The sequence below is a fragment of the Burkholderia sp. FW306-1C-G01B genome (genome assembly GCF_058781685.1).
In genome coordinates, this window is record NZ_JBYSWZ010000012.1 from 186,299 (window position 1) to 204,481 (window position 18,183).

Consider the following 18,183-nt stretch of genomic DNA (forward strand, 5'->3'; position numbering starts at 1 on the left):
CGAATATCGTTCTTTTCAGTCAACGCCTTGTTCGACTCGCGAACGGCGAACGCAAGGCACCTCAGCTTGCCCGCATGACCGTCTCGCTACGGTGGGCGCTGGTATCAGGCCGGTATCATAGCGCCTAAGGGCATCCCCCAATATGCCGAATAGAGGGCGGAACGCTAGTTCCGCCGTCGCCGGGCAGCGCTCCGGCGTGTCGGGTCGATCCGGCACCGCGTCCAGACGACGCGTCGTATCGTCGCCGGCGCTTGACCTTCCCATCATGGGAATGTTGATACTGGGATCATTCGCGGCACGAACCGCGCTTTTGGGGAATCCGACATGACTGAACCACTTGCCTCCGCCGCGCTGCAAACGATCGAACTGAGCGTCGACGGCATGCATTGCGGCGGCTGCACGGGCCGCGTGCAGCGCGCGCTGGCCGCCGTGCCGGGCGTCGTCGATGCGGCGGTCGATCTCGACGCGCATACGGCGACGGTGATCGCGCAGGAATCGGTCGAACCCGGCCGGCTCGTCGACGCGGTCGGTGAGGCCGGCTACCGCGCGGCCGTGCGTGAAGCGGTACGTGAAGCGGCGGTCGAAGCCGTCGCGACCGCGCCTGCGGTGCGCGCGCTGCGCGACGAAACGCCGCCCGTTTCGGCGGCAGCGCTTCCTGCGGCCGCGACCGCAATCGAACTCGAAATCGACGGGATGACCTGCGCGTCGTGCGTGTCGCGCGTCGAGAAGGCACTGGCGAAGGTGCCGGGCGTTACACGCGCGTCGGTCAACCTGGCGACCGAACGCGCCACGGTCGATGCCGCGGCCGACGTTTCCGCCGCGCAACTGGCGGACGCCGTGAAGCAGGCCGGTTATGGCGCGACGCCGGTCGCCGGCACCGCCGCCATCGCCGTCCGGTCGGCAGAATCCGCCCCCTCCGCCGATCTCGAACTCGACATCGGCGGCATGACCTGCGCATCTTGCGCCGGCCGCGTCGAAAAGGCGCTGGCCGCCGTGCCGGGCGTCGCACGCGCATCGGTCAACCTTGCAACCGAGCGCGCGACGGTGCACGGCACCGGCGCACTCGACGCCGCCACGCTGATCGCGGCGGTCACGACGGCCGGCTACCGCGCATCGCTCGCCGCCGCGCCGTCAGCCGGTGCAACGTCCGGCGCAGACGCGCAATCGGCCAGCCCCGCGCAGGATCCCGACACCCGCAAGCGCCGCGAAGCGGTTCGCGAACGCAACCTGGTGATCTGGTCGGCGGTGCTGAGCGCGCCGCTCGTCGCGCCGATGCTCGTCGCGCCGTTCGGCATCGACCTGATGCTGCCCGGCTGGCTCCAGCTCGCGCTCGCGTCGATCGTGCAGTTCGGCTTCGGCGCGCGCTTCTACCGCGCGGCCTGGCATGCGGTGAAGGCGCGCGCCGGCAACATGGACCTGCTCGTCGCGCTCGGCACGTCGGCCGCGTACGGGCTGAGCCTGTGGATGCTGCTGCGCGATCCCGCGCATCCCGGCCACCTTTATTTCGAGGCGTCGGCCGTCATCGTCACGCTCGTGCGCTTCGGCAAATGGCTCGAATCGCGCGCGAAGCGCCAGACCACCGAGGCGATCCGCGCACTGAACGCGCTGCGTCCCGACCGTGCGCGCGTCGTCGAGCACGGTGTCGAACGCGACGTGCCGCTGTCGCAGGTGCGCGTCGGCACGAACGTCAGTATCCGCCCCGGCGAACGCGTGCCGGTCGACGGCCGGATCGTGACGGGCCGCTCGCATATCGACGAATCGCTGATCACCGGCGAAAGCCTGCCCGTGCCGAAGGACGACGGCGACGCCGTCACGGCCGGCTCGATCAACGGCGAAGGCGCGCTCGTCGTCGAAACCACCGCGATCGGCGCGGAGACGACGCTCGCGCGCATCATCCGCCTCGTCGAATCCGCGCAGGCGGAGAAGGCGCCGATCCAGCGGCTCGTCGATCGCGTCAGCGAAGTGTTCGTACCGGCGATCCTCGGCATTGCGCTGCTGACGCTGGTCGGCTGGCTGATCGCCGGCGCCGGGACGGAAACCGCGATCCTCAACGCGGTTGCGGTGCTCGTCATCGCGTGCCCGTGCGCGCTCGGCCTCGCGACGCCCGCCGCGATCATGGCCGGCACGGGTGTCGCAGCCCGGCACGGCGTGCTGATCAAGGACGCGCAGGCGCTCGAACTCGCGCAGCGCGCTACCGTGATCGCGTTCGACAAGACCGGCACGCTGACCGAAGGCAAGCCGTCCGTGACGGCATTCGAAGCCGTCGGCATGCCGCGCAACGAAGCGCTCGCGCTCGCAGCGGCGGTGCAGCGCCAGAGCGACCATCCGCTCGCTCGCGCCGTGGTCGCCGTGCACGATGCGGACGTATCCGCGCGCGGTGCTGCAGCGCCGTCGGCCGTTGCAGCCGATGCGCGCGCGGTGGCCGGACGCGGCGTGGAAGCACGCGTCGGCGGACAGTTGCTCGCGCTCGGCAGCACGCGCTGGCGCGACGAACTCGGCCTGGCAGTGCCGCCGGCGCTCGACGCTCGCGCGGCGGAGCTCGAACGCGCGGGCAACACGATCTCGTGGCTGATGCGCGCCGATGCGCCGCGCGCGCTGCTCGCGCTGATCGCGTTCGGCGACACCGTAAAGCCGGGCGCGCGCGACGCGATTGCGGCGCTGTCGGCGCGCGGCGTCGCGAGCGTGCTCGTGACGGGCGACAACCGCGGCAGCGCGGCGGCCGTCGCGGCAGCGCTCGGCATCGGCGAAGTGCATGCGCAGGTGCTGCCCGACGACAAGGCGCGCGTCGTCGCCGAACTGAAGCGCACGCACGGCGGGATCGTCGCGATGGTCGGCGACGGGATCAACGATGCGCCCGCGCTCGCCGCGGCCGATGTCGGCATCGCGATGGCGACCGGCACGGACGTCGCGATGCACACGGCCGGCATCACGCTGATGCGCGGCGATCCGGCGCTCGTCGCCGACGCGATCGACATCTCCAAACGCACGTACCGGAAGATCCAGCAGAACCTGTTCTGGGCGTTCGTCTACAACCTGGTCGGCGTGCCGCTCGCGGCGCTCGGCTTGCTGAATCCGGTGATCGCGGGCGCGGCGATGGCGTTTTCCAGCGTCAGCGTCGTGACCAACGCACTGCTGCTGCGGAGATGGAAAGGGCGGGCGCGCTGACGCGCTCCGGTGACGCTGGCCGGACGGGCGTTCGGCGTTCGGTGACAGGAAGGATCGGGAGGGTGGCCGGCGTTTGCCGTCAGCCGCGTGTCGAATCGGTCGCACGTGACGACGCAGCGCCTGCCAGCGGATTCAGCCCGGGATGACCGGCTTGATCAACGTCGTCGTGATCGGCACGAAGCCGCACGCACGATACAGCGCGCGGGCCGCCGTGTTGTGATTGAACACCGACAGGCCGATCTCGGTAATGCCGTACCGGCGCGCCTCGGCGTCGAGCGCATCGAGCGCGCGCGTGGCCCAGCCCTGGCGGCGCCGGGACGCGACGATGTCGAGGTCGTAGATGAACAGCGTGCGGTTCGGCCCTTCGGGCACGACCGCGTACCAGAGGTCGCCCACCGCGTCGCCGCTGGCGCCGTCGATGAGCACGACGAGTGTCTGGCCGGATGTTCGCAGGCCGTCCGGCAACAGCATGTCGAAACAGGCGCGCGCACGATCGGCCGCGTCTTCGACAGCATTCTGTCCGGATGAAACGAGATCGCGCGCGTAGCCGTCGATGGCTCGCGTGCGGTACGCGTGGAATTCGCCGGCCGTCATCGGCCGCATCTGCAGCATGGCCCGGTCGCCGTGAGAGGAATCCAGCTTCCAGTGTAGCGGGACGGTCGCGCCGGCGCGCGGGGCAGCGGCGGAAAACAAGCGGGCAGGTGTAGCAGGCGCCGCGCCGAATCAGCGAATCAGCGAATCAGCGAATCAGCGAATCAGCGAATCAGCGAATCAGCGAATCAGCGAATCAGCGACGATACAGGACGATCGGCACGAGATGCGCACGACGCACGCGCTCGGCTTCGGCATGACGCGCAGCGTACGAGTAATCGGCATCGAGCGGCAGGTGCGGCGACACGAACAGGTCGTCGATCTTTTGCAGCAGGGCAAGGATGAAGCTCATGTGAGACTCCTGACAGTTGTGTCTAGGGTTTTCCCTTAGATGGACTCCATTCTAAGGGTTTTCCCTGAACTCTGCCAGTACGCCGCATCAGTTTGCCGCACGCGCGCCGCCAGCGACCGCAGGCGCGGAACGGCGACACTTGCCCCGTCGGGCTTCCAGGATAGGGTCGGAACGATCAGCGCGTGCGGCGGGCACGCTTCGCGACGGCCGCGTCGCGGTTCGCATTGCGCTGAAGCCGGTCAACCTGCGACAGGAGCGCTTCGTGGTGCTCCTCGAGCGTCATCAACGTCGCCTGCTGCGTCGACAGGTCGGCCGCCAGGCGATCGATCCGCTGCTGCCTGGTGGCCGCGTCCTGCTTCAGGTGCGCGATCTGCCGCGTTTGCAGCATCAGCGCGACGAGCCCCGCCAGCACGACGACGGCCAGCGCCAGCAACAGACGGTTGACGCGGCGCATCTCGCGATCGGCCGCGCGCGTCAAACCGTCCAAGTCGGCCTGCAGCGCGGCGAGCCGGTCGGTCAGCGGGCGCAGGTGCGTGTCAGGATCGAAGGCCGGCGCGGCCGGCTGCGTGCGTTCCGACGACGGCTTCGTCACGAAGGACGCGGCGGAAGCGACAGGCTGCGTGACCGGCGACGGCGAGGCGTTGGTCGGGGCAGCGTCACGGGCGCGCGCGGGGGGCGCTGGCTCGACCGGTTGTGCCGGCGTCTGCGGCTCGACCGTCGAAGCGGCGTCCGGCACCGCGTTCGATCCGATCGCGTCCGGCGCCTTGTCGACACTCGTCGCAACCGGCGCGGATTGCACCGACGTCGCGTCGCTTGCGCCGGCAGCCGCCCGGCGTTTGCCGCCCGACGACGAGCGGCGTTCCTTCACTGCGTCGCCGGAAGAGCGCCCTTCGCGGGATTTGACGGTCGCGACGCCGGCCGCCGCTTCGACAGCAGCTTTCGCGACTTCGTCATCAGTCGCTTGCCGATCGGCCACCTTCGTCGCAGCATCATCTGCTGCTTGCAGCTCGGCTACCGCCACCGTGCCGCCATCGGCCTCACGCACATCGGCTGCCTTCGCTGCAACGCCATCGGCCGCAAGTACCTCGACCACCTTCATCGCAACGCCGTCGGCCGCAGTCACACCGTCCGCTTTCACAGCATCGCCGCCTTCAGGCGCCGAAACACCGTCAACCGCCACCGCGACTTCCGGCTTCACAGCGCCGTCAGCTTCCGCATGCCCCGCCGCACTCGCGCCCTCCGGCGCACTGAACCCATCCAGCGAGGCCTGCCGCCCGGCGGCCGCATCGTCCGCGACACCGGCCGCCGCTTCGGCTTCCGCAACCGCTTCGTCGCGTGCCGTGACCGGCACCCGCTCGCCCGGCTCGAGCACCGGATCGCCAAACAGGTCGAGCGTCAGTTCATCCCGCGACGCATCGCCGGCCGGCGCGCTGCCGGGCCGCGACGTCGCCCTCGCGGACGTGCTGCTCGCGGCAGCCGCCGAGCGCTGGCGGGAACGGGCCGACGAACGATTGAAACGGGAACGGGAACGAGACGTGGAAACGGATTCGGTCATGTCAGCCAAATTAATGTCCAAGAACATCCATCAAAATCCAATCATCTTCAAACAAATCAATAACCTGCATCATCAACTTGTCCAATTTACTCCAACGCTATCCGGCCCAGTCCAGTGACTCTCGAGGGGCTACATGATGGGCCGAAAAACGATGCTAACCGACAAACAAGCCCAAGCGCTCAAACCAACCGACAAACCCGTCTTCGACGGAAAGGTGACCGGACTGCTGCTAACCCCGACGAAGTCGGGCTACAAATGGACCCTGCGCTTCACCAGCCCCGTGACCGGTAAGCGACGTGACGCAGGTCTTGGCACCTACCTCGAAATCTCCATCGCTGAGGCGTGCGAGAAAGCGCTCACCATGCGGAAGCTCATCGATAGCGGCGAAGATCCGATCGACCAGCGCAATCGGGATCGCGAAGCGGCCAGTGTTGCCGCCGCGGCCCTAACGTTCGAGAAAGCTGCCCGCCAAGTCCACGAAGAGCTGAAGCTAGGCTGAAAGAGCGAGAAGCGTGCAATTCAATGGATCGGCAGCCTAGAAGCCTCTGTCTTTCCCAAGCTCGGTAACCGCAAGCTCGATGTCATTAGCCCGGTGACTGTGCAGACATCCTGCGCCCGATCTGGCTGACGAAGACTGCTACAGCCAGCCGCGCTCGTCAACGCATGCAGCCATCATGCAGTGGGCCTGGGCACACGGCCATATCGCAGCGAATCCCTTCATGGCAGTCGACTACATCCTTCCCAAACAGTCGACCAAGACGACACGCCAACCGGCAATGCCGTGGCGTCAGGTGCCGCAATTCGTGGCGACTCATCTCGCAAAGCACGCACCGATAGACAGCACGCGCGCCGCTTTGCTTTTCCTAATACTTACCGCAGCCCGCAGTGGCGAAGTGCGAGGCGCGACGTGGGACGAATTCGATCTGGTTGGACGCGTTTGGAACATCCCAGCTTCGCGCATGAAGGCCAAGGAAGCGCATCGCATCCCGCTGTCTGAGCAGGTGTTAACCCTTCTCAAATGGCTTAAGCAACATCAACTGCACGAGACGCTAGTCTTTCCATCGCCACGTGAGAAAGTGCTGAATGACATGACGCTGACTGCATTTCTTCGTCGTGTTAAGGCACAAAGTGATACGCCCGACCGCGTGGCAACAGCCCATGGGTTCCGTTCCAGTTTCCGGGATTGGGCAAGCGAACAAGGCTACGCACGGGACCTTGCAGAACGCGCACTGGCTCACACAGTGAAGAATCAAGTCGAGGCCGCCTATCACCGCACCGACCTACTGGAACAGCGTCGGCCACTGATGGAAGCATGGGCCAGACACGTCTCATTGGAAAACTAAAAGGCATATGGGCTACAAGGTTGCATGTAACCCCTTGGGGCTCGTTAATTGTATTAGCCGGGATTCGATCTGACAGGTACGGGCTACGCCCTTCGCGCCAATGCGCGCCAGCATGAAAACCCAACCACTGTCAGATTGAGTCTAGGGTCTGTTTACATTCGCTGAAATGTGTTTACATCTTGTCTTTTGCACAAGACCGTTGAGATGGCGGTCTCATGATGACTTCCCGGTGCAGCCAGATTGCATTCTCACTGGCGTCGACTGCGGCTCACTCCTCCAGTGCGTGATGTGACGAACTAAAAGTATTTGGAGCATGACGCGCGCCTATCTCTCCTTTTGTCAGGCGCGAAGCTGAAGGTACTCAAACGTCTTTTGGTCCGGATGAGTGGCGATAAATCGCCTTCCTGTTTCGATTTCCTCAAGCGGAATCACGACGGACACCTTTGTCATTACGCGATTCCAGAAAGCATCAATATCGTCGACGATCAAAATCGCATGTACTCGCGCAGCGAGATCCAATGCGTCGCGAACACCGGAGTGAAGGAGTAGCATCGGCGCGACGAGCGTCATATGAAAGCCAAGCCTCTCCATAAAGACGTCTCGCAATACGGGCAAATCTAACGTATCCCGATAGAAGGCGAGCGCGTCTTCATGCGCGGATAGAACCGATGGGATCAGAACGTTTAGTATTTTCATTCATGTAGTATAGTGACATGAAGTGATTGTCACGCACTCATTCTCGAGTGAGTTCGGCAAAGGAGATGCGATGCGAAAAATCAATGGGCCGACCGCTTTAAACGAACGCACGCTGGAAAGCGTTTGCGTTCTAAATGCAGTGCTTTCCACGATGAGCCGCCGGTGGAAAATGCAAATATTGTTTTTTGTACATCATGGCAGTACGAGTTTTTCGGCACTGAAGGCACTGCTCCCGGGTATCTCGGATCAAGTGCTCGATGTTCGGCTCGGCGAGCTGGTATCAGAGGGGCTGCTGGAAAAATATGAGGATGCCGCTCATCGCCCTGCATACCGATCAACCTCAAGCGCGTCATCCTTGCTTGCGCTCATGCAAGGGCTATGTGATTGGGGTAAATGCAATCTCCAACCTCGAGCATAAGGATTGGTTGGCGTTGGATTCCCGCTGCTTCCGGCAGCCGGCTTGCGGTTGACGTACCAACACCAAGATCAGCAGCATCGCATTTGCGTGACTGGCATACCTAAGCGTTATGTCGTGACTTGGACGAACGGCCGATGAGGTGATGTCGCTTGAATCGGACGGGTGCTTCGTTTAAGCCGAACCGCAGACACTCGGGGAAATTGCATGAATGACTCAAAGGGATGCGAGTTGTGCCATTCCGGCCGACATGGCAGGATACCGCTTCGATCATGCGGGGCCGCGTGGCGCGTTACGTGGATAAAAAATGATGCTTTCGTGGCGATTGCGTTGGTACGTACTGGCGACGGCCCGGGTGCTGCATAGGCACTGGCAGGCTCTATCCCTCACTGTCCTGCTGTTGCTGCCCACAATGCCCGTGTTTGCACAGTCCCGCCTCTTGGGCGCGCCCATACTCGCACCTTTGGCTTCAGAGCATGGCTTCGAATGGCGGTTCGTCTGGGTGCATATGCTCGAAGCCATCGGCATGCTTTGGGTGCTGATCCAACGTACGGCCATTAGCGGCGGCCCGTTCGCCGTCTTCGTCAAATCGTTGCCTGTTTCCGATCGGCGTCACCGTATCCTGGATGCAACCGTCGTGCTGATCGCCAGTACGCCGCTACTGTTACCCGTTATTTCTGCAGCGATCGCGTTCGCTTACTTGCCGGATAAGGCCTCGAACTATCTGTACGTTATCGGTTTGATGACGATTACGCTTGGATGGCAATTGGCCGCGTTGTCGCGCAATATCAGTAACGGAACTCCGTTGGTGGTTGCCAATTTCATTCTGATCAGCGCGCTGCAGACAGGTAATGCCGTGCGGACGACGCTGCTAGTAGCGTCGTTGATCATTGCTGCGTTCGCGTTAGTCCATACGCCTGCGGCATCTTCTTCGCGCGCGAGGCAGTTCGGTACAACATGGCGTCGAGCAGCCGGTCACATGTCCGCAAATACAGCACGTTGGCTTCCGGCTTTCGTAAGACTTCAGCTCGGTATTCTAGGGTGTCACTTCGCAGGGACCGTCAGCCGCTGCGTAGTCATGGGTGCGGTCGCTGTTTCCACTTGTTACGTGGCTGACCTGTGGGGTTTTGACACACGTGTCGTGCCATTGACGCTGATCGCACAGGCCGTGATCGCGCTGATCGCGGCGACGACCTATCGCGATTTGTGCGCGAGTCATGTTCGGGCGGCCCATTTTGTGCGATCGCTCCCTCTACGCTCGGCTATGCAGGTTCGTGCGGATGTACTGACAGTCACCACGCTCGCACTGCCATTTGCGGCCGTTGCGCCACTGCTTCTGGTCGTGCATGGGGTCCTGTCGGTACACGTCGCCGTTGGTATCGTATTGGCCGGGGCGCCGCTGCTTGCGCTGCTGCGTTTGCCACAACGCTATGCTCCGAGAGAGTCCGTATTGCTCGGCGCAATACTCGCCGTGGTCTGGATCGTCGCCGCATGGCACATCTTCGTCTAATCGACTTCACGATGCTTCGAATTGAAAACATCCGCAAACGTTATGGCGAGCGCGTCATATTCCAGGGGCTGCACCACAGGTTCGGAGCGGGCTGTGTAGCGCTTTGTGACGAGAATGGCAGCGGCAAGTCGACCTTGCTTGGTATCCTCGCCGGGACCATCGATGCCGATGAAGGTGATGTCCGGATCAATGGCTATTCGCTACGTGAAGCGCCGTTCGAGGCAAAGTCCTCGCTAGCATACGTGCCGGACGACTGCATGGCGTATCCGTTCCAGACCGGACGCGAGTTCCTGGAATTCGTCGCCTCGACCAAAAAGACGGTGGTCGACCACGTCACTCTCGATGTCGCGCATCGTTTCGGGTTGGCGTCGCACTTGGAAAAGCGCTTTGAGCAGATGTCGCTCGGCACTCGCAAGAAGATTTTCTTGAGTGCTATCACACTCGGGAAACCCTCGGTCGTAGTTGCGGACGAGCCCAGCAACGGGCTCGATGCCGCTGCGCGCGGCGTCCTCATGGATATGTTCCGCACGCTGGCAAAAGATCGGGTGGTGTTCTTTTCGAGTCATGATCTCGAATTCACCGAAGGCTGCAGTGCGAGAACAATCAGTTTTGCCGATCTTGGTGCGGTTGGATAGCGCGCTAGTTTAGCTATCCAGTTAGCCATCCCAATACCTGAGGATTTCGATGTCGCTATTGCCCGTCTCTGATGGATGACCGGACAACGAGAAGCAGTCGACCAATGACAAATTCTGGCCGGTAAGCGACCGATGATTGCTCTTCACGCATGAAATTTGCGCTCGACTGTTGATTTTCACCGAGCCTTAATTCCGGTGGGTTAAGGCTCGGTGAAAATCAACACGCGTTGGACACTTCACTATTTTAAAGTTAGATCTCGCCCCGCTCTGGGGACTCGATAGGACGACGCCCCACGAGGATTCCTCGTTCCGCTGAATAAAGTTAGTCGGTGCTGGCCCGGCCCGCGGCGCCGGCCGGATCCGTCGAGGTCGGCACCCGGTTCGGATTGCCGCGGCTGCCGAGTTCCGATGTCATGTTGCACAGCGGCTCGCTGGACGAGCGCGCGAAACAGGCGCTGCGCGTCATCGCCGCTTCGTATGGCGGCAAGGATCGCGTCGCGGGCACGACGTGAGCGCTCCGTGCCGCACGCGGGCAAGCCCGCCCCGGGACCTCGCGCGCCGGGTCAGATGCCGCGCACGGCACTCGTCGTCCGATCGCGACGCCGCACCATCCAGACGCTAACCAGGAACCCCGCGACGAGCGGCACGAGCATCCATTCGAGGCCGATGCGCATCGCGTGCGCGTGCGCTGCCGCGCCGCCGCCCTCGCCGAGCGCGCCGAAGAACGCACCGCCGATGCAGGCGGCCGCGAAAGCGGCGCCGATATAGAGCATCGCGACGATCGCTCCGGCGGTCATGCCGGCATGGCGCGTGTCGACGTCCGCAAGCACGATCCGCTGCAGCGACGGCAGCGCCAACCCTTGTCCAGTCCCGGCAATCAGGAGACCGATATAAAACGGCAGTTCCGGCGCGCCATGGCCCAGTTGCGATGCGCAGAGCCCGAAGCCGCCGGCGAGGCAACCGAACCCGAGCGGCATCAGGCCCTCGCCGATGCGGCGGGCGAGCCATGGCGTCGCGAGCGGCCCGAGCAGATAGCCGGCACCGTAGGGAGCGAGGCCGAGGCCCGATTGCAGCGGGGTCCAGCCGAGCCCCTCCTGCAGGTAGATGCCATAAGTGAGAAAGAACGCCGCGATGCTGTAGAAGAGGAACGCGAGCAGCAAGCCGATTGCCACGACCGGCTGGCTCAACACCGCCACATCGACGAGCGGATCGCGCGCCTGCCGCGCAATCCGGCGCTCGATCCGGATGAACGCAACGAATGCCGGTATGCACAGGCCGAGACTCCAGAACGTCCATGCGGGCCAGTGCAGCTCGCGGCCGACAGTCAGCGGATAGATCAGCAGCATCAGCGCAATTGTCAGCGCGACCATGCCCGGGACGTCGATGCGCGCGCCGCGCTCCGCACGGCTCTCGGGCAGATACCGCCAGGTTCCCACCAGCGCGAGCATGCCGATCGGCACGTTCACGAGAAATACCACGCGCCAGTCGAGTCCCCAGGGATGCAGATCGATCAGCGCGCCGCCGCCGACTTGCCCTGCCACCGACGCGAGCCCGAACACGAACCCGTAGATGCCCATCAGGCGCGCCTGCATCTGCGCAGGAAAGACGGTGCGGATCGACGCGAGGACCTGCGGCGTGATCAGTGCCGCGCTGATGCCCTGCACGACGCGGCTCGCGACCAGCACCTCGCCGCTCATCGCCATGCCGCACAGCGCCGATGCAACGACGAAGGCTGCCATGCCGATCATGAAGATCCGCCGGCGTCCGTACAGATCGCCGAGGCGCCCGCCGGTGATCAGGACGACTGCATATGCGAGCGCGTATGCGGAGACCGTGAGCTGGATCTGCGCGTCGCTGGCTTTCAGGCCGACGTGAATCGCAGGCAGCGCTAGATTGACGATGAAGTAATCCAGCGGCGGCAGGAATACGCCTGTATAGAGCGACGCGAGCGCGAGGCCGCGGCGCAGGGAAGACGCTTCGATAGTCATGCGCGTGATCGGGAAAGGAATGACATGGTTTGCACGATAGCAACAAGTGGCACTATTATCTAAGCCCACTTTCGGAAACCGAATCATTCCACTTTCAGGCCATGAGCAAACGCGCCACCCCACCCGTCTGGGGCGCTTTCGCCGTCGATCCCGCAGCGGCGCTGCCGTTTCAGGAGCAGATCGCCCGTCACCTGCGCGAGGCGGTGCTGCGCGGCCACCTGCGTCCCGGTGCGCGCCTGCCGTCGACGCGATCGTTCGCGGCCGAACTGGGCGTGTCGAGGCAGACCGTCGTGCTGGCGTACGAGAGGCTCATCGCGGAGGGCTATGCGCGCGGGCAGCGCGGCTCCGGCATCTACGTGCCGGACGTGTTGCCGGAGGATCTGGCGCCGCCCGCCGCCACGGCGTCGCTGTCCGTTACCGCAGCGCGCGGCGATGCATACCCGGCGCTGTCCGAGCGGGGCCGCCGTCTGGCCGGGCTGCCGGTCACGCCGGTGCCGCGCGGGCCGGGCCTGCTCGCGCCCGGCACCCCCGCGTTCGATGCGTTCCCGTACGACACGTGGACTCGACTGTCCGCCCGTTTCTGGCGCAGCCGGCCGACCGCCGACCAGCTCGGCTACGCCGATCCGGCCGGATACCGCCCGCTGCGCGAGGCGATCGCCGAACATCTGGGCGTGACGCGCGGCCTGCCGTGCGATGCTGACGACGTCGTGATCACGTCCGGCTCGCAGCACGCGATCGAGCTAGCCGCGCGCCTGCTGATCGACGCGGGCGATACGGTATGGATCGAAAACCCGGGATTCGTCGCGGGGCACAGCGCGGTCGAAAGCGCGGGCGCACGTGCGGTGCCGGTGCCGGTCGACGCGGAGGGCCTCGACGTCGAGGCCGGTACACGGCTGGCCGCGGACGCGCGCCTCGCGGTGGTTACGCCGTCGCATCAGTACCCGCTCGGCGTGACGATGAGCCTGCGGCGCCGGCTCGCGCTGCTGGACTGGGCCGAGCGTACGGACGCCTGGATCATCGAGGACGATTGCGACGGCGACTACCGCTACGCCGGCCGGCCGCTGCACCCGCTGCGCGCGCTCGGCCGGCAATCGGCCGCGAATCGCGTGATCTACGTCGGCACGTTCGCGAAGGTCCTTGCGCCCGGATTGAGGATCGGCTTCCTGATCGCGCCGCCGGGGCTCGCCGGGGCTTTTGCGCACGCCCGCGCACTGGTTGACCGGCAATCACCGACGCCGTTGCAGGTCACGCTCGCGGAATTCATCGGCGAAGGGCATTTTGCGACGCACCTGCGCCGCATGCGGATGCTTTATGCGGAGCGTCGGGATGCGCTGCTGGCCGCGCTCGAATGCCACTGCGCGGACGTGCTCGATTGGGGAGGCGCGCCCGATGCCGGCCTGCATCTCGTCGCGAAGCTGCGTGGCGCGGCTGCACCGGACGCGGATCTCGCGGTATGGAAAGCCGCTACGGCGCTCGGGCTGCAGACGCCACCGCTGTCTCCGCATTACCGCGGCGGCGGCGAGGCCGGGCTTGTGATAGGTTTTGGCGCGACGCTGCCGGGCAACATGCGGGACGCAGTGCTGCGGTTGCGGCGCGCCATCGTGGCCTGACGGCGCGACGCCAGACAGTACACCCGGAACGTTGCGCAAGATTTGTCTCCTGTTTGCGGTTTGCTTCGAACTCGAGACGGCCGGCATGCTGAAGGAAGGTCGCAGCTTCATCGCCCGCATGGCGCCGGATCCGTCGTCGGGCCCGGCGGTCATGTGGTAGGCGTCCGCCGTGGTTCCGTACCCGATGATCTCCGCGATCGGGCGGGCGCCACGTGCGATGGCGTGGTCGAGAGACTCGACCACCAGCATTGCAGCCCCCTCACCCATGACAAATCCGTCCCGATCGCGGTCGAACGGCCGCGAGGCGCGAATCGGCTGATCGCTGAAGCCGGTCGACAGCGCTCGCGCCGCCGCGAATCCGCCCAGGCTGACCTTGTCGAATGCCGCTTCTGCGCCGTTCGTATATCGGAGTGTTCAACTCTTTGCCCATCCGAACCACTGGAGCAATCTGCGCCTTCAGCGAGAGCGTCAGGTTCAGCTTGTGTTTCGTGAAATCCGAAAAGCGATACTTCCCTCGCTCGCCGGCCTGCTCACGCTTTCCGGGCTTCGTCTTCCACACACCGAGCATGACGATTTCCGAATCTTCCTCAATACCTTCGAACCAATCGGCATTGTCAGTCCAGACGAGGGGTTCAGAAAACAAAATTCCACAACCTGTTGAATTTATAAGAATTTCCACAAAATCATGGCGCAAGTCATGGAAATCGGATTGCGGGGCCCGCGAGCGCGGAACCGGATGTCGAACGGAATCGGTGGCCGGCCATTGTCGCACGCCCCGCAACCGATGCAGCCTATTCGTCGCCCGACAACCCGTTCCCTTCTTCGAAACGCGTGACACCCTGCAACGCGCGCAGCTTGCCGCAGATCGCCTGGTATTCGAGTTCCGACACCCGCGCGAGCGCGATGCGCACTTCGTCGTGCTCGCCCGTATCGTCGGCGCGCTGCACGATGAATTGCTTCACGCGCGCGCTGTCGGCGCCGAGCGCCGCGTGCAGCGAATCGAACGTCAGCGCGCCGCTCACGACCGTCAGCGCAAGCTGGCGCCGCTGGCGCACCGTGAAATAGCGCCGCTCCAGCGGCTTGATGCCGGCCAGGATGATCAGGATGATGATCGTCGCCGAAATCGACGCGACATAGAGCCCGCCGCCCACCGCGAGGCCGATCGCGGCAACCGACCACAGGCTCGCTGCCGTCGTCAGCCCGCGCACGATCTCGCCGCGCAGCAGGATCGAGCCCGCGCCGAGGAAGCCGATGCCCGACACGACCTGCGCGGCGATCCGCGACGGATCGAGCACGATGTGCTCGCTGCTGCCGAGCACGTCGGCGAAACCGAATGCCGACACGATCATGATCAGCGTCGAGCCGACGCACACGAGCATGTGCGTGCGCAGGCCGGCCGCCCACGACAGGCGCTCGCGCTCGAAGCCGATGACGCTGCCGAGCGCCGCCGCGAGAACGAGCCGCATCACGAGTTCCAGGTTGCTGAGCATCCGATTTATCTCCTTTTTTTTGTGCCGGCCGCGCGGAATGTTTTATCCTTGGCCCCGGCCGCGCCGATCCGGGCCGCGCCGACACGTTCAGATCCAAGCGCTCAACCCCGTCATGTCCGTTTCCGACTCCGCTTCCGCCCAGGCCGCCCAGCTGCGCCACCATTTCGCGCACGTCGTCTTGCCGATCTGGCGGGGTTCCGGGTTCGACCACACGTTGCGGCTGCCGTTCGAGGCCGTCGATCCGGCCGCTCACGCGCCGCTACCCGTCACCCGTTATCGCGCAATGGCCTGCGCGCGGCAATTGTTCGTGTTCGCGCAGGCCGGCGACACAGCACACGCGGCCACGCTGTTCGACGCGCTGTGCAGCCGCTTCCGCGACGCGCGCCACGGCGGCTGGATCTACAGCGTCGACGCGCAGGGGGCGCCGCTCGATACGACCAAGGATCTCTATACGCACGCGTTCATCGTGTTCGCGTGCGCCGCATGGCATGCGGCGTCGGGCGACGCCGCCGCGCGCGCGGTGGCCGAGGAAACCGCCGCGCTGATCCAGGACCGCTTCGCGCCGCGCCATGGCGACGCGCTGCTCGATGCGGCGCGCCACGCCGATTTCTCGTCATCCGGCAGCGGCGCGCTGCAGAATCCGCTGATGCATCTGACCGAAGCGTGGCTCGCAGCCGCCGACGCGTTCGGCGACGCGGCGTTCGACGATGCGCTCGCACGCACCGCGCAGGCCGTCGAGCGCACGTTCGTCGACGCGGCGACCGGCTGCGTCGCCGAACTGCCGCTCGGGGCGGCCGACAACCGTTTCGAACCCGGCCATCAGTTCGAATGGTTCTATCTGGTCGATGCGGCCGGCGCACGGCTCGCGCAGACCGGGCTCCCCGACGCGCTGTCGCGCGCGTTCATGTTCGCGGAGCAATACGGTGTCGATGCGCAGACGGGCGGCGTCTGCGCGGCGCTCGACGCGCAAGGCGTATGCATCGACGGCACGCAGCGGATCTGGGCGCAGACCGAGTACCTGCGCGCGCTCGCGACGCACGGCGGCACGCCGGCGTCCGCGCCCCTCGCGCAGCAAATCGGGCGTTTCGCCGCGCGCTTCCTGCATCCGCGCGGCTGGTTCGAGTGCAAGACGGCGGACGGGCAGGTGTCGCGCGCCGACATGCCGTCAACGACGCCCTACCATCTCGCGACCGCCTACGCGGCGCTGCCGGCCGGTTCGTAACCCGCGTCGGCGAACGACGGCGCCGCGCGTTCGCCACGTGCGGCGCGCGCATCGCCGAGTTCGAACACCGACACCGCCTGCATCAGGTGCGCGGTCTGGTCGTTCAGCGACGCGGCCGCCGCCGCGACTTGCTCCACCAGCGCCGCGTTCTGCTGCGTCAGTTGATCCATCTGCGTGACGGCCTGGTTCACCTGCTCGATCCCGACGCTCTGCTCGACCGACGCGGCCGTGATCTCGGACATCGTCTGCACGACGCGCGTGATCGACGTCGACACCGTCCGCATTGCTTCGCCGGCGCGTTCGACGAGTTCCGCGCCGCCGTTGATCTGCGCGACCGAATCCTCGATCAGCGCCTTGATCTCCTTCGCCGATTGCGCGCTGCGCTGCGCGAGCGAGCGCACTTCGCCCGCGACGACCGCGAAGCCGCGCCCCTGTTCGCCGGCCCGCGCGGCCTCGACCGCGGCGTTCAGCGCGAGGATGTTGGTCTGGAACGCGATGCCGTCGATCACCGAGATGATCTCCGCGATCCGCCCCGAGCTCTGCGCGATGCCGCGCATCCGGTCGATCACGCTGTCGACCACGCCGCCGCCGTGGCTCGTCGCTTCGAGCGCCGCGTCGGCCAGCGCGCTGGCCGCGCGTGCGCTGTCGGTGTTCTGCCGGACGGTCGCGGTCAATTCCTCCATGCTCGCGGCCGTTTCCTCGAGCGACGCGGCCTGCGTGCCCGTGCGCGCCGACAGGTCGGCGTTGCCGCCCGCGATCTCGCCCGCGCCGAGGTGGATCGCATCGGACGCGTGGCGCACCGTGCGCACGGTGCCCGCGATGCTCGTCTGCATCGCGGCGAGGCCGCGCAGCATCCGGTCGATCTCGAATACGCCGCCCGCCCGCACGGCTTCGTCGAGCCGGCCCTGCGCGATCCGCTCGAAATGGCGGCTGGCCTCGTCCAGCGGCGCGACGACCGCGCGCCGCGCGGCTGCGTAGATCGCCGCGCTCGCCGCGAGCATCGCCACCAGCAGCGCGATGCCGACCGACTTGAACCAGAGGATGCCGCCGTCGATCGTGTCGAGCGCCGTGCGGCTCGATGCGCTGCCGTATTCGGCGAAGCGGTGCAGTTCGGCGAGGTAGGCGTCTTGGATGCCTTGCGTCGGCTGGTCGAGGAAGGCCTGGATGTTGTCGGCGTCGAGGAACTGCACGAGTTCGCCAAGCGCGCCGCGCAGCGCGCGATAGCGCTCGGCGAGCGCCGCGACGCGCGTGCGGTTCGTGTCGTCGACCGGCTGCGCGGCCGTCAGCGCGGCGAACGCCTTGTCCGCTTCGGCAAGCGAAGCGCCGGCATGGCGGATGATGTCTTCCGGCTTCGGGCCGCCGCGCACCATCCGCGTGCCGGCGCGCGACAGGTTGATGCGCGCGTCGAGCAGGTGCTCGGTCGCCTGGTTGGCCGCGTTGACCTGCGCGATCGCGACGTTCGACAGATCGTCGACGCCGCTGCGCGTCGACGCGAGCGCCCGGAAGCCGAGCGCTTCGATCGCGAACAGGAAGAGGCAAAACACGGTCAACACGCCGAGCAGACCCGACGCGAGCTTGATTTTTCCGAACATGGGAGATTCCTGGAGAGCG

Annotated in this window: 15 protein-coding genes and 1 pseudogene; 8 read left to right on the forward strand and 8 right to left on the reverse strand. The window is 65.5% G+C overall.

The features are described 5' to 3' along the window. Positions 1–324: 324 nt before the first annotated feature. The gene (locus tag AC3WLY_RS23995) at positions 325–3,165 is read left to right on the forward strand and encodes a heavy metal translocating P-type ATPase (protein WP_492309483.1); all 2,841 of its coding nucleotides are present in this window, start codon (positions 325–327) and stop codon (positions 3,163–3,165) included. Positions 3,166–3,297: 132 nt separating this feature from the next. Here AC3WLY_RS23995 and AC3WLY_RS24000 read toward each other — a convergent pair whose 3' ends face one another. The 3 genes from AC3WLY_RS24000 to AC3WLY_RS24010 form a co-directional block, all read right to left on the reverse strand. Beyond that, the gene (locus AC3WLY_RS24000) at positions 3,298–3,777 is read right to left on the reverse strand and encodes a GNAT family N-acetyltransferase (protein WP_492309482.1); all 480 of its coding nucleotides are present in this window, start codon (positions 3,775–3,777) and stop codon (positions 3,298–3,300) included. A 175-nt stretch (positions 3,778–3,952) separates the two neighbouring features. Then, positions 3,953–4,108: a hypothetical protein gene (locus AC3WLY_RS24005; protein ID WP_175959995.1), complete on the reverse strand. Its 156-nt coding sequence runs from the start codon at positions 4,106–4,108 to the stop codon at positions 3,953–3,955. A gap of 175 nt (positions 4,109–4,283) precedes the next feature. After that, complete coding sequence (locus AC3WLY_RS24010) at positions 4,284–5,663, reverse strand: flagellar hook-length control protein FliK (protein WP_492309481.1); 1,380 nt, start codon at positions 5,661–5,663, stop codon at positions 4,284–4,286. A gap of 133 nt (positions 5,664–5,796) precedes the next feature. On the opposite strand from AC3WLY_RS24010, the gene AC3WLY_RS24015 reads away from it, so the two are divergent. Together AC3WLY_RS24015 and AC3WLY_RS24020 are read left to right on the forward strand one after the other, a co-directional pair. Next, the gene (locus AC3WLY_RS24015; protein WP_492332724.1) at positions 5,797–6,162 is read left to right on the forward strand and encodes an Arm DNA-binding domain-containing protein; all 366 of its coding nucleotides are present in this window, start codon (positions 5,797–5,799) and stop codon (positions 6,160–6,162) included. 220 nt (positions 6,163–6,382) lie between these two features. After that, positions 6,383–7,006: a tyrosine-type recombinase/integrase gene (locus AC3WLY_RS24020; protein WP_492309479.1), complete on the forward strand. Its 624-nt coding sequence runs from the start codon at positions 6,383–6,385 to the stop codon at positions 7,004–7,006. 339 nt (positions 7,007–7,345) lie between these two features. Here AC3WLY_RS24020 and AC3WLY_RS24025 read toward each other — a convergent pair whose 3' ends face one another. After that, positions 7,346–7,702, reverse strand: a complete 357-nt coding sequence (locus AC3WLY_RS24025) for a VOC family protein (RefSeq protein WP_310136676.1) — start codon at positions 7,700–7,702, stop codon at positions 7,346–7,348. A 70-nt stretch (positions 7,703–7,772) separates the two neighbouring features. Here AC3WLY_RS24025 and AC3WLY_RS24030 point away from each other — a divergent pair, with 70 nt between their 5' ends. The 3 genes from AC3WLY_RS24030 to AC3WLY_RS24040 all read left to right on the forward strand — a co-directional run bounded on the left by AC3WLY_RS24030 (position 7,773) and on the right by AC3WLY_RS24040 (position 10,262). Further along, positions 7,773–8,120, forward strand: coding sequence for a winged helix-turn-helix transcriptional regulator (locus AC3WLY_RS24030; protein ID WP_492309478.1), 348 nt, complete (start codon positions 7,773–7,775; stop codon positions 8,118–8,120). A 304-nt stretch (positions 8,121–8,424) separates the two neighbouring features. Beyond that, complete coding sequence (locus AC3WLY_RS24035) at positions 8,425–9,627, forward strand: DUF6136 family protein (protein ID WP_492309477.1); 1,203 nt, start codon at positions 8,425–8,427, stop codon at positions 9,625–9,627. An 11-nt stretch (positions 9,628–9,638) separates the two neighbouring features. Further along, positions 9,639–10,262: an ABC transporter ATP-binding protein gene (locus AC3WLY_RS24040; protein ID WP_492309507.1), complete on the forward strand. Its 624-nt coding sequence runs from the start codon at positions 9,639–9,641 to the stop codon at positions 10,260–10,262. A gap of 563 nt (positions 10,263–10,825) precedes the next feature. Here AC3WLY_RS24040 and AC3WLY_RS24045 read toward each other — a convergent pair. Beyond that, positions 10,826–12,337 carry an MFS transporter gene (locus tag AC3WLY_RS24045; RefSeq protein WP_310136681.1) on the reverse strand — a complete coding sequence of 504 codons (1,512 nt, stop codon included), beginning with the start codon at positions 12,335–12,337 and terminating at the stop codon, positions 10,826–10,828. 14 nt (positions 12,338–12,351) lie between these two features. Between AC3WLY_RS24045 and pdxR the strand changes: the two genes are divergently transcribed. Further along, positions 12,352–13,860, forward strand: a complete 1,509-nt coding sequence (gene pdxR, locus AC3WLY_RS24050; protein ID WP_310136682.1) for a MocR-like pyridoxine biosynthesis transcription factor PdxR — start codon at positions 12,352–12,354, stop codon at positions 13,858–13,860. Positions 13,861–13,962: 102 nt separating this feature from the next. On the opposite strand, the pseudogene AC3WLY_RS24055 reads toward pdxR, so the two are convergent. Further along, positions 13,963–14,256: pseudogene (locus AC3WLY_RS24055) on the reverse strand (beta-ketoacyl synthase N-terminal-like domain-containing protein); the annotation flags it as partial. A gap of 395 nt (positions 14,257–14,651) precedes the next feature. Beyond that, positions 14,652–15,350 carry an MgtC/SapB family protein gene (locus AC3WLY_RS24060; RefSeq protein WP_310136685.1) on the reverse strand — a complete coding sequence of 233 codons (699 nt, stop codon included), beginning with the start codon at positions 15,348–15,350 and terminating at the stop codon, positions 14,652–14,654. Positions 15,351–15,462: 112 nt separating this feature from the next. Here AC3WLY_RS24060 and AC3WLY_RS24065 point away from each other — a divergent pair, with 112 nt between their 5' ends. Continuing rightward, on the forward strand, positions 15,463–16,572 hold the full coding sequence (locus tag AC3WLY_RS24065) for an AGE family epimerase/isomerase (protein WP_492309476.1): 1,110 nt from the start codon (positions 15,463–15,465) through the stop codon (positions 16,570–16,572). Here the strand turns inward: AC3WLY_RS24065 and AC3WLY_RS24070 are convergent. Continuing rightward, positions 16,545–18,164: a methyl-accepting chemotaxis protein gene (locus tag AC3WLY_RS24070; RefSeq protein WP_492309475.1), complete on the reverse strand. Its 1,620-nt coding sequence runs from the start codon at positions 18,162–18,164 to the stop codon at positions 16,545–16,547. The two genes, AC3WLY_RS24065 and AC3WLY_RS24070, sit on opposite strands and share 28 nt — an antisense overlap. Positions 18,165–18,183 lie beyond the last annotated feature (19 nt).

Coding starts and splice junctions, on each gene's coding strand:
- AC3WLY_RS23995 (WP_492309483.1), top strand. CDS start 325: ATGACTGAACCACTTGCCTCCGCCGCGCTGCAAACGATCGAACTGAGC.
- AC3WLY_RS24005 (WP_175959995.1), bottom strand. CDS start 4,108: ATGAGCTTCATCCTTGCCCTGCTGCAAAAGATCGACGACCTGTTCGTG.
- AC3WLY_RS24045 (WP_310136681.1), bottom strand. CDS start 12,337: ATGATTCGGTTTCCGAAAGTGGGCTTAGATAATAGTGCCACTTGTTGC.
- AC3WLY_RS24035 (WP_492309477.1), top strand. CDS start 8,425: ATGATGCTTTCGTGGCGATTGCGTTGGTACGTACTGGCGACGGCCCGG.
- AC3WLY_RS24070 (WP_492309475.1), bottom strand. CDS start 18,164: ATGTTCGGAAAAATCAAGCTCGCGTCGGGTCTGCTCGGCGTGTTGACC.
- pdxR (WP_310136682.1), top strand. CDS start 12,352: ATGAGCAAACGCGCCACCCCACCCGTCTGGGGCGCTTTCGCCGTCGAT.
- AC3WLY_RS24060 (WP_310136685.1), bottom strand. CDS start 15,350: ATGCTCAGCAACCTGGAACTCGTGATGCGGCTCGTTCTCGCGGCGGCG.
- AC3WLY_RS24015 (WP_492332724.1), top strand. CDS start 5,797: ATGATGGGCCGAAAAACGATGCTAACCGACAAACAAGCCCAAGCGCTC.
- AC3WLY_RS24040 (WP_492309507.1), top strand. CDS start 9,639: ATGCTTCGAATTGAAAACATCCGCAAACGTTATGGCGAGCGCGTCATA.
- AC3WLY_RS24000 (WP_492309482.1), bottom strand. CDS start 3,777: ATGCTGCAGATGCGGCCGATGACGGCCGGCGAATTCCACGCGTACCGC.
- AC3WLY_RS24025 (WP_310136676.1), bottom strand. CDS start 7,702: ATGAAAATACTAAACGTTCTGATCCCATCGGTTCTATCCGCGCATGAA.
- AC3WLY_RS24010 (WP_492309481.1), bottom strand. CDS start 5,663: ATGACCGAATCCGTTTCCACGTCTCGTTCCCGTTCCCGTTTCAATCGT.
- AC3WLY_RS24030 (WP_492309478.1), top strand. CDS start 7,773: ATGCGAAAAATCAATGGGCCGACCGCTTTAAACGAACGCACGCTGGAA.
- AC3WLY_RS24065 (WP_492309476.1), top strand. CDS start 15,463: ATGTCCGTTTCCGACTCCGCTTCCGCCCAGGCCGCCCAGCTGCGCCAC.
- AC3WLY_RS24020 (WP_492309479.1), top strand. CDS start 6,383: ATGGCAGTCGACTACATCCTTCCCAAACAGTCGACCAAGACGACACGC.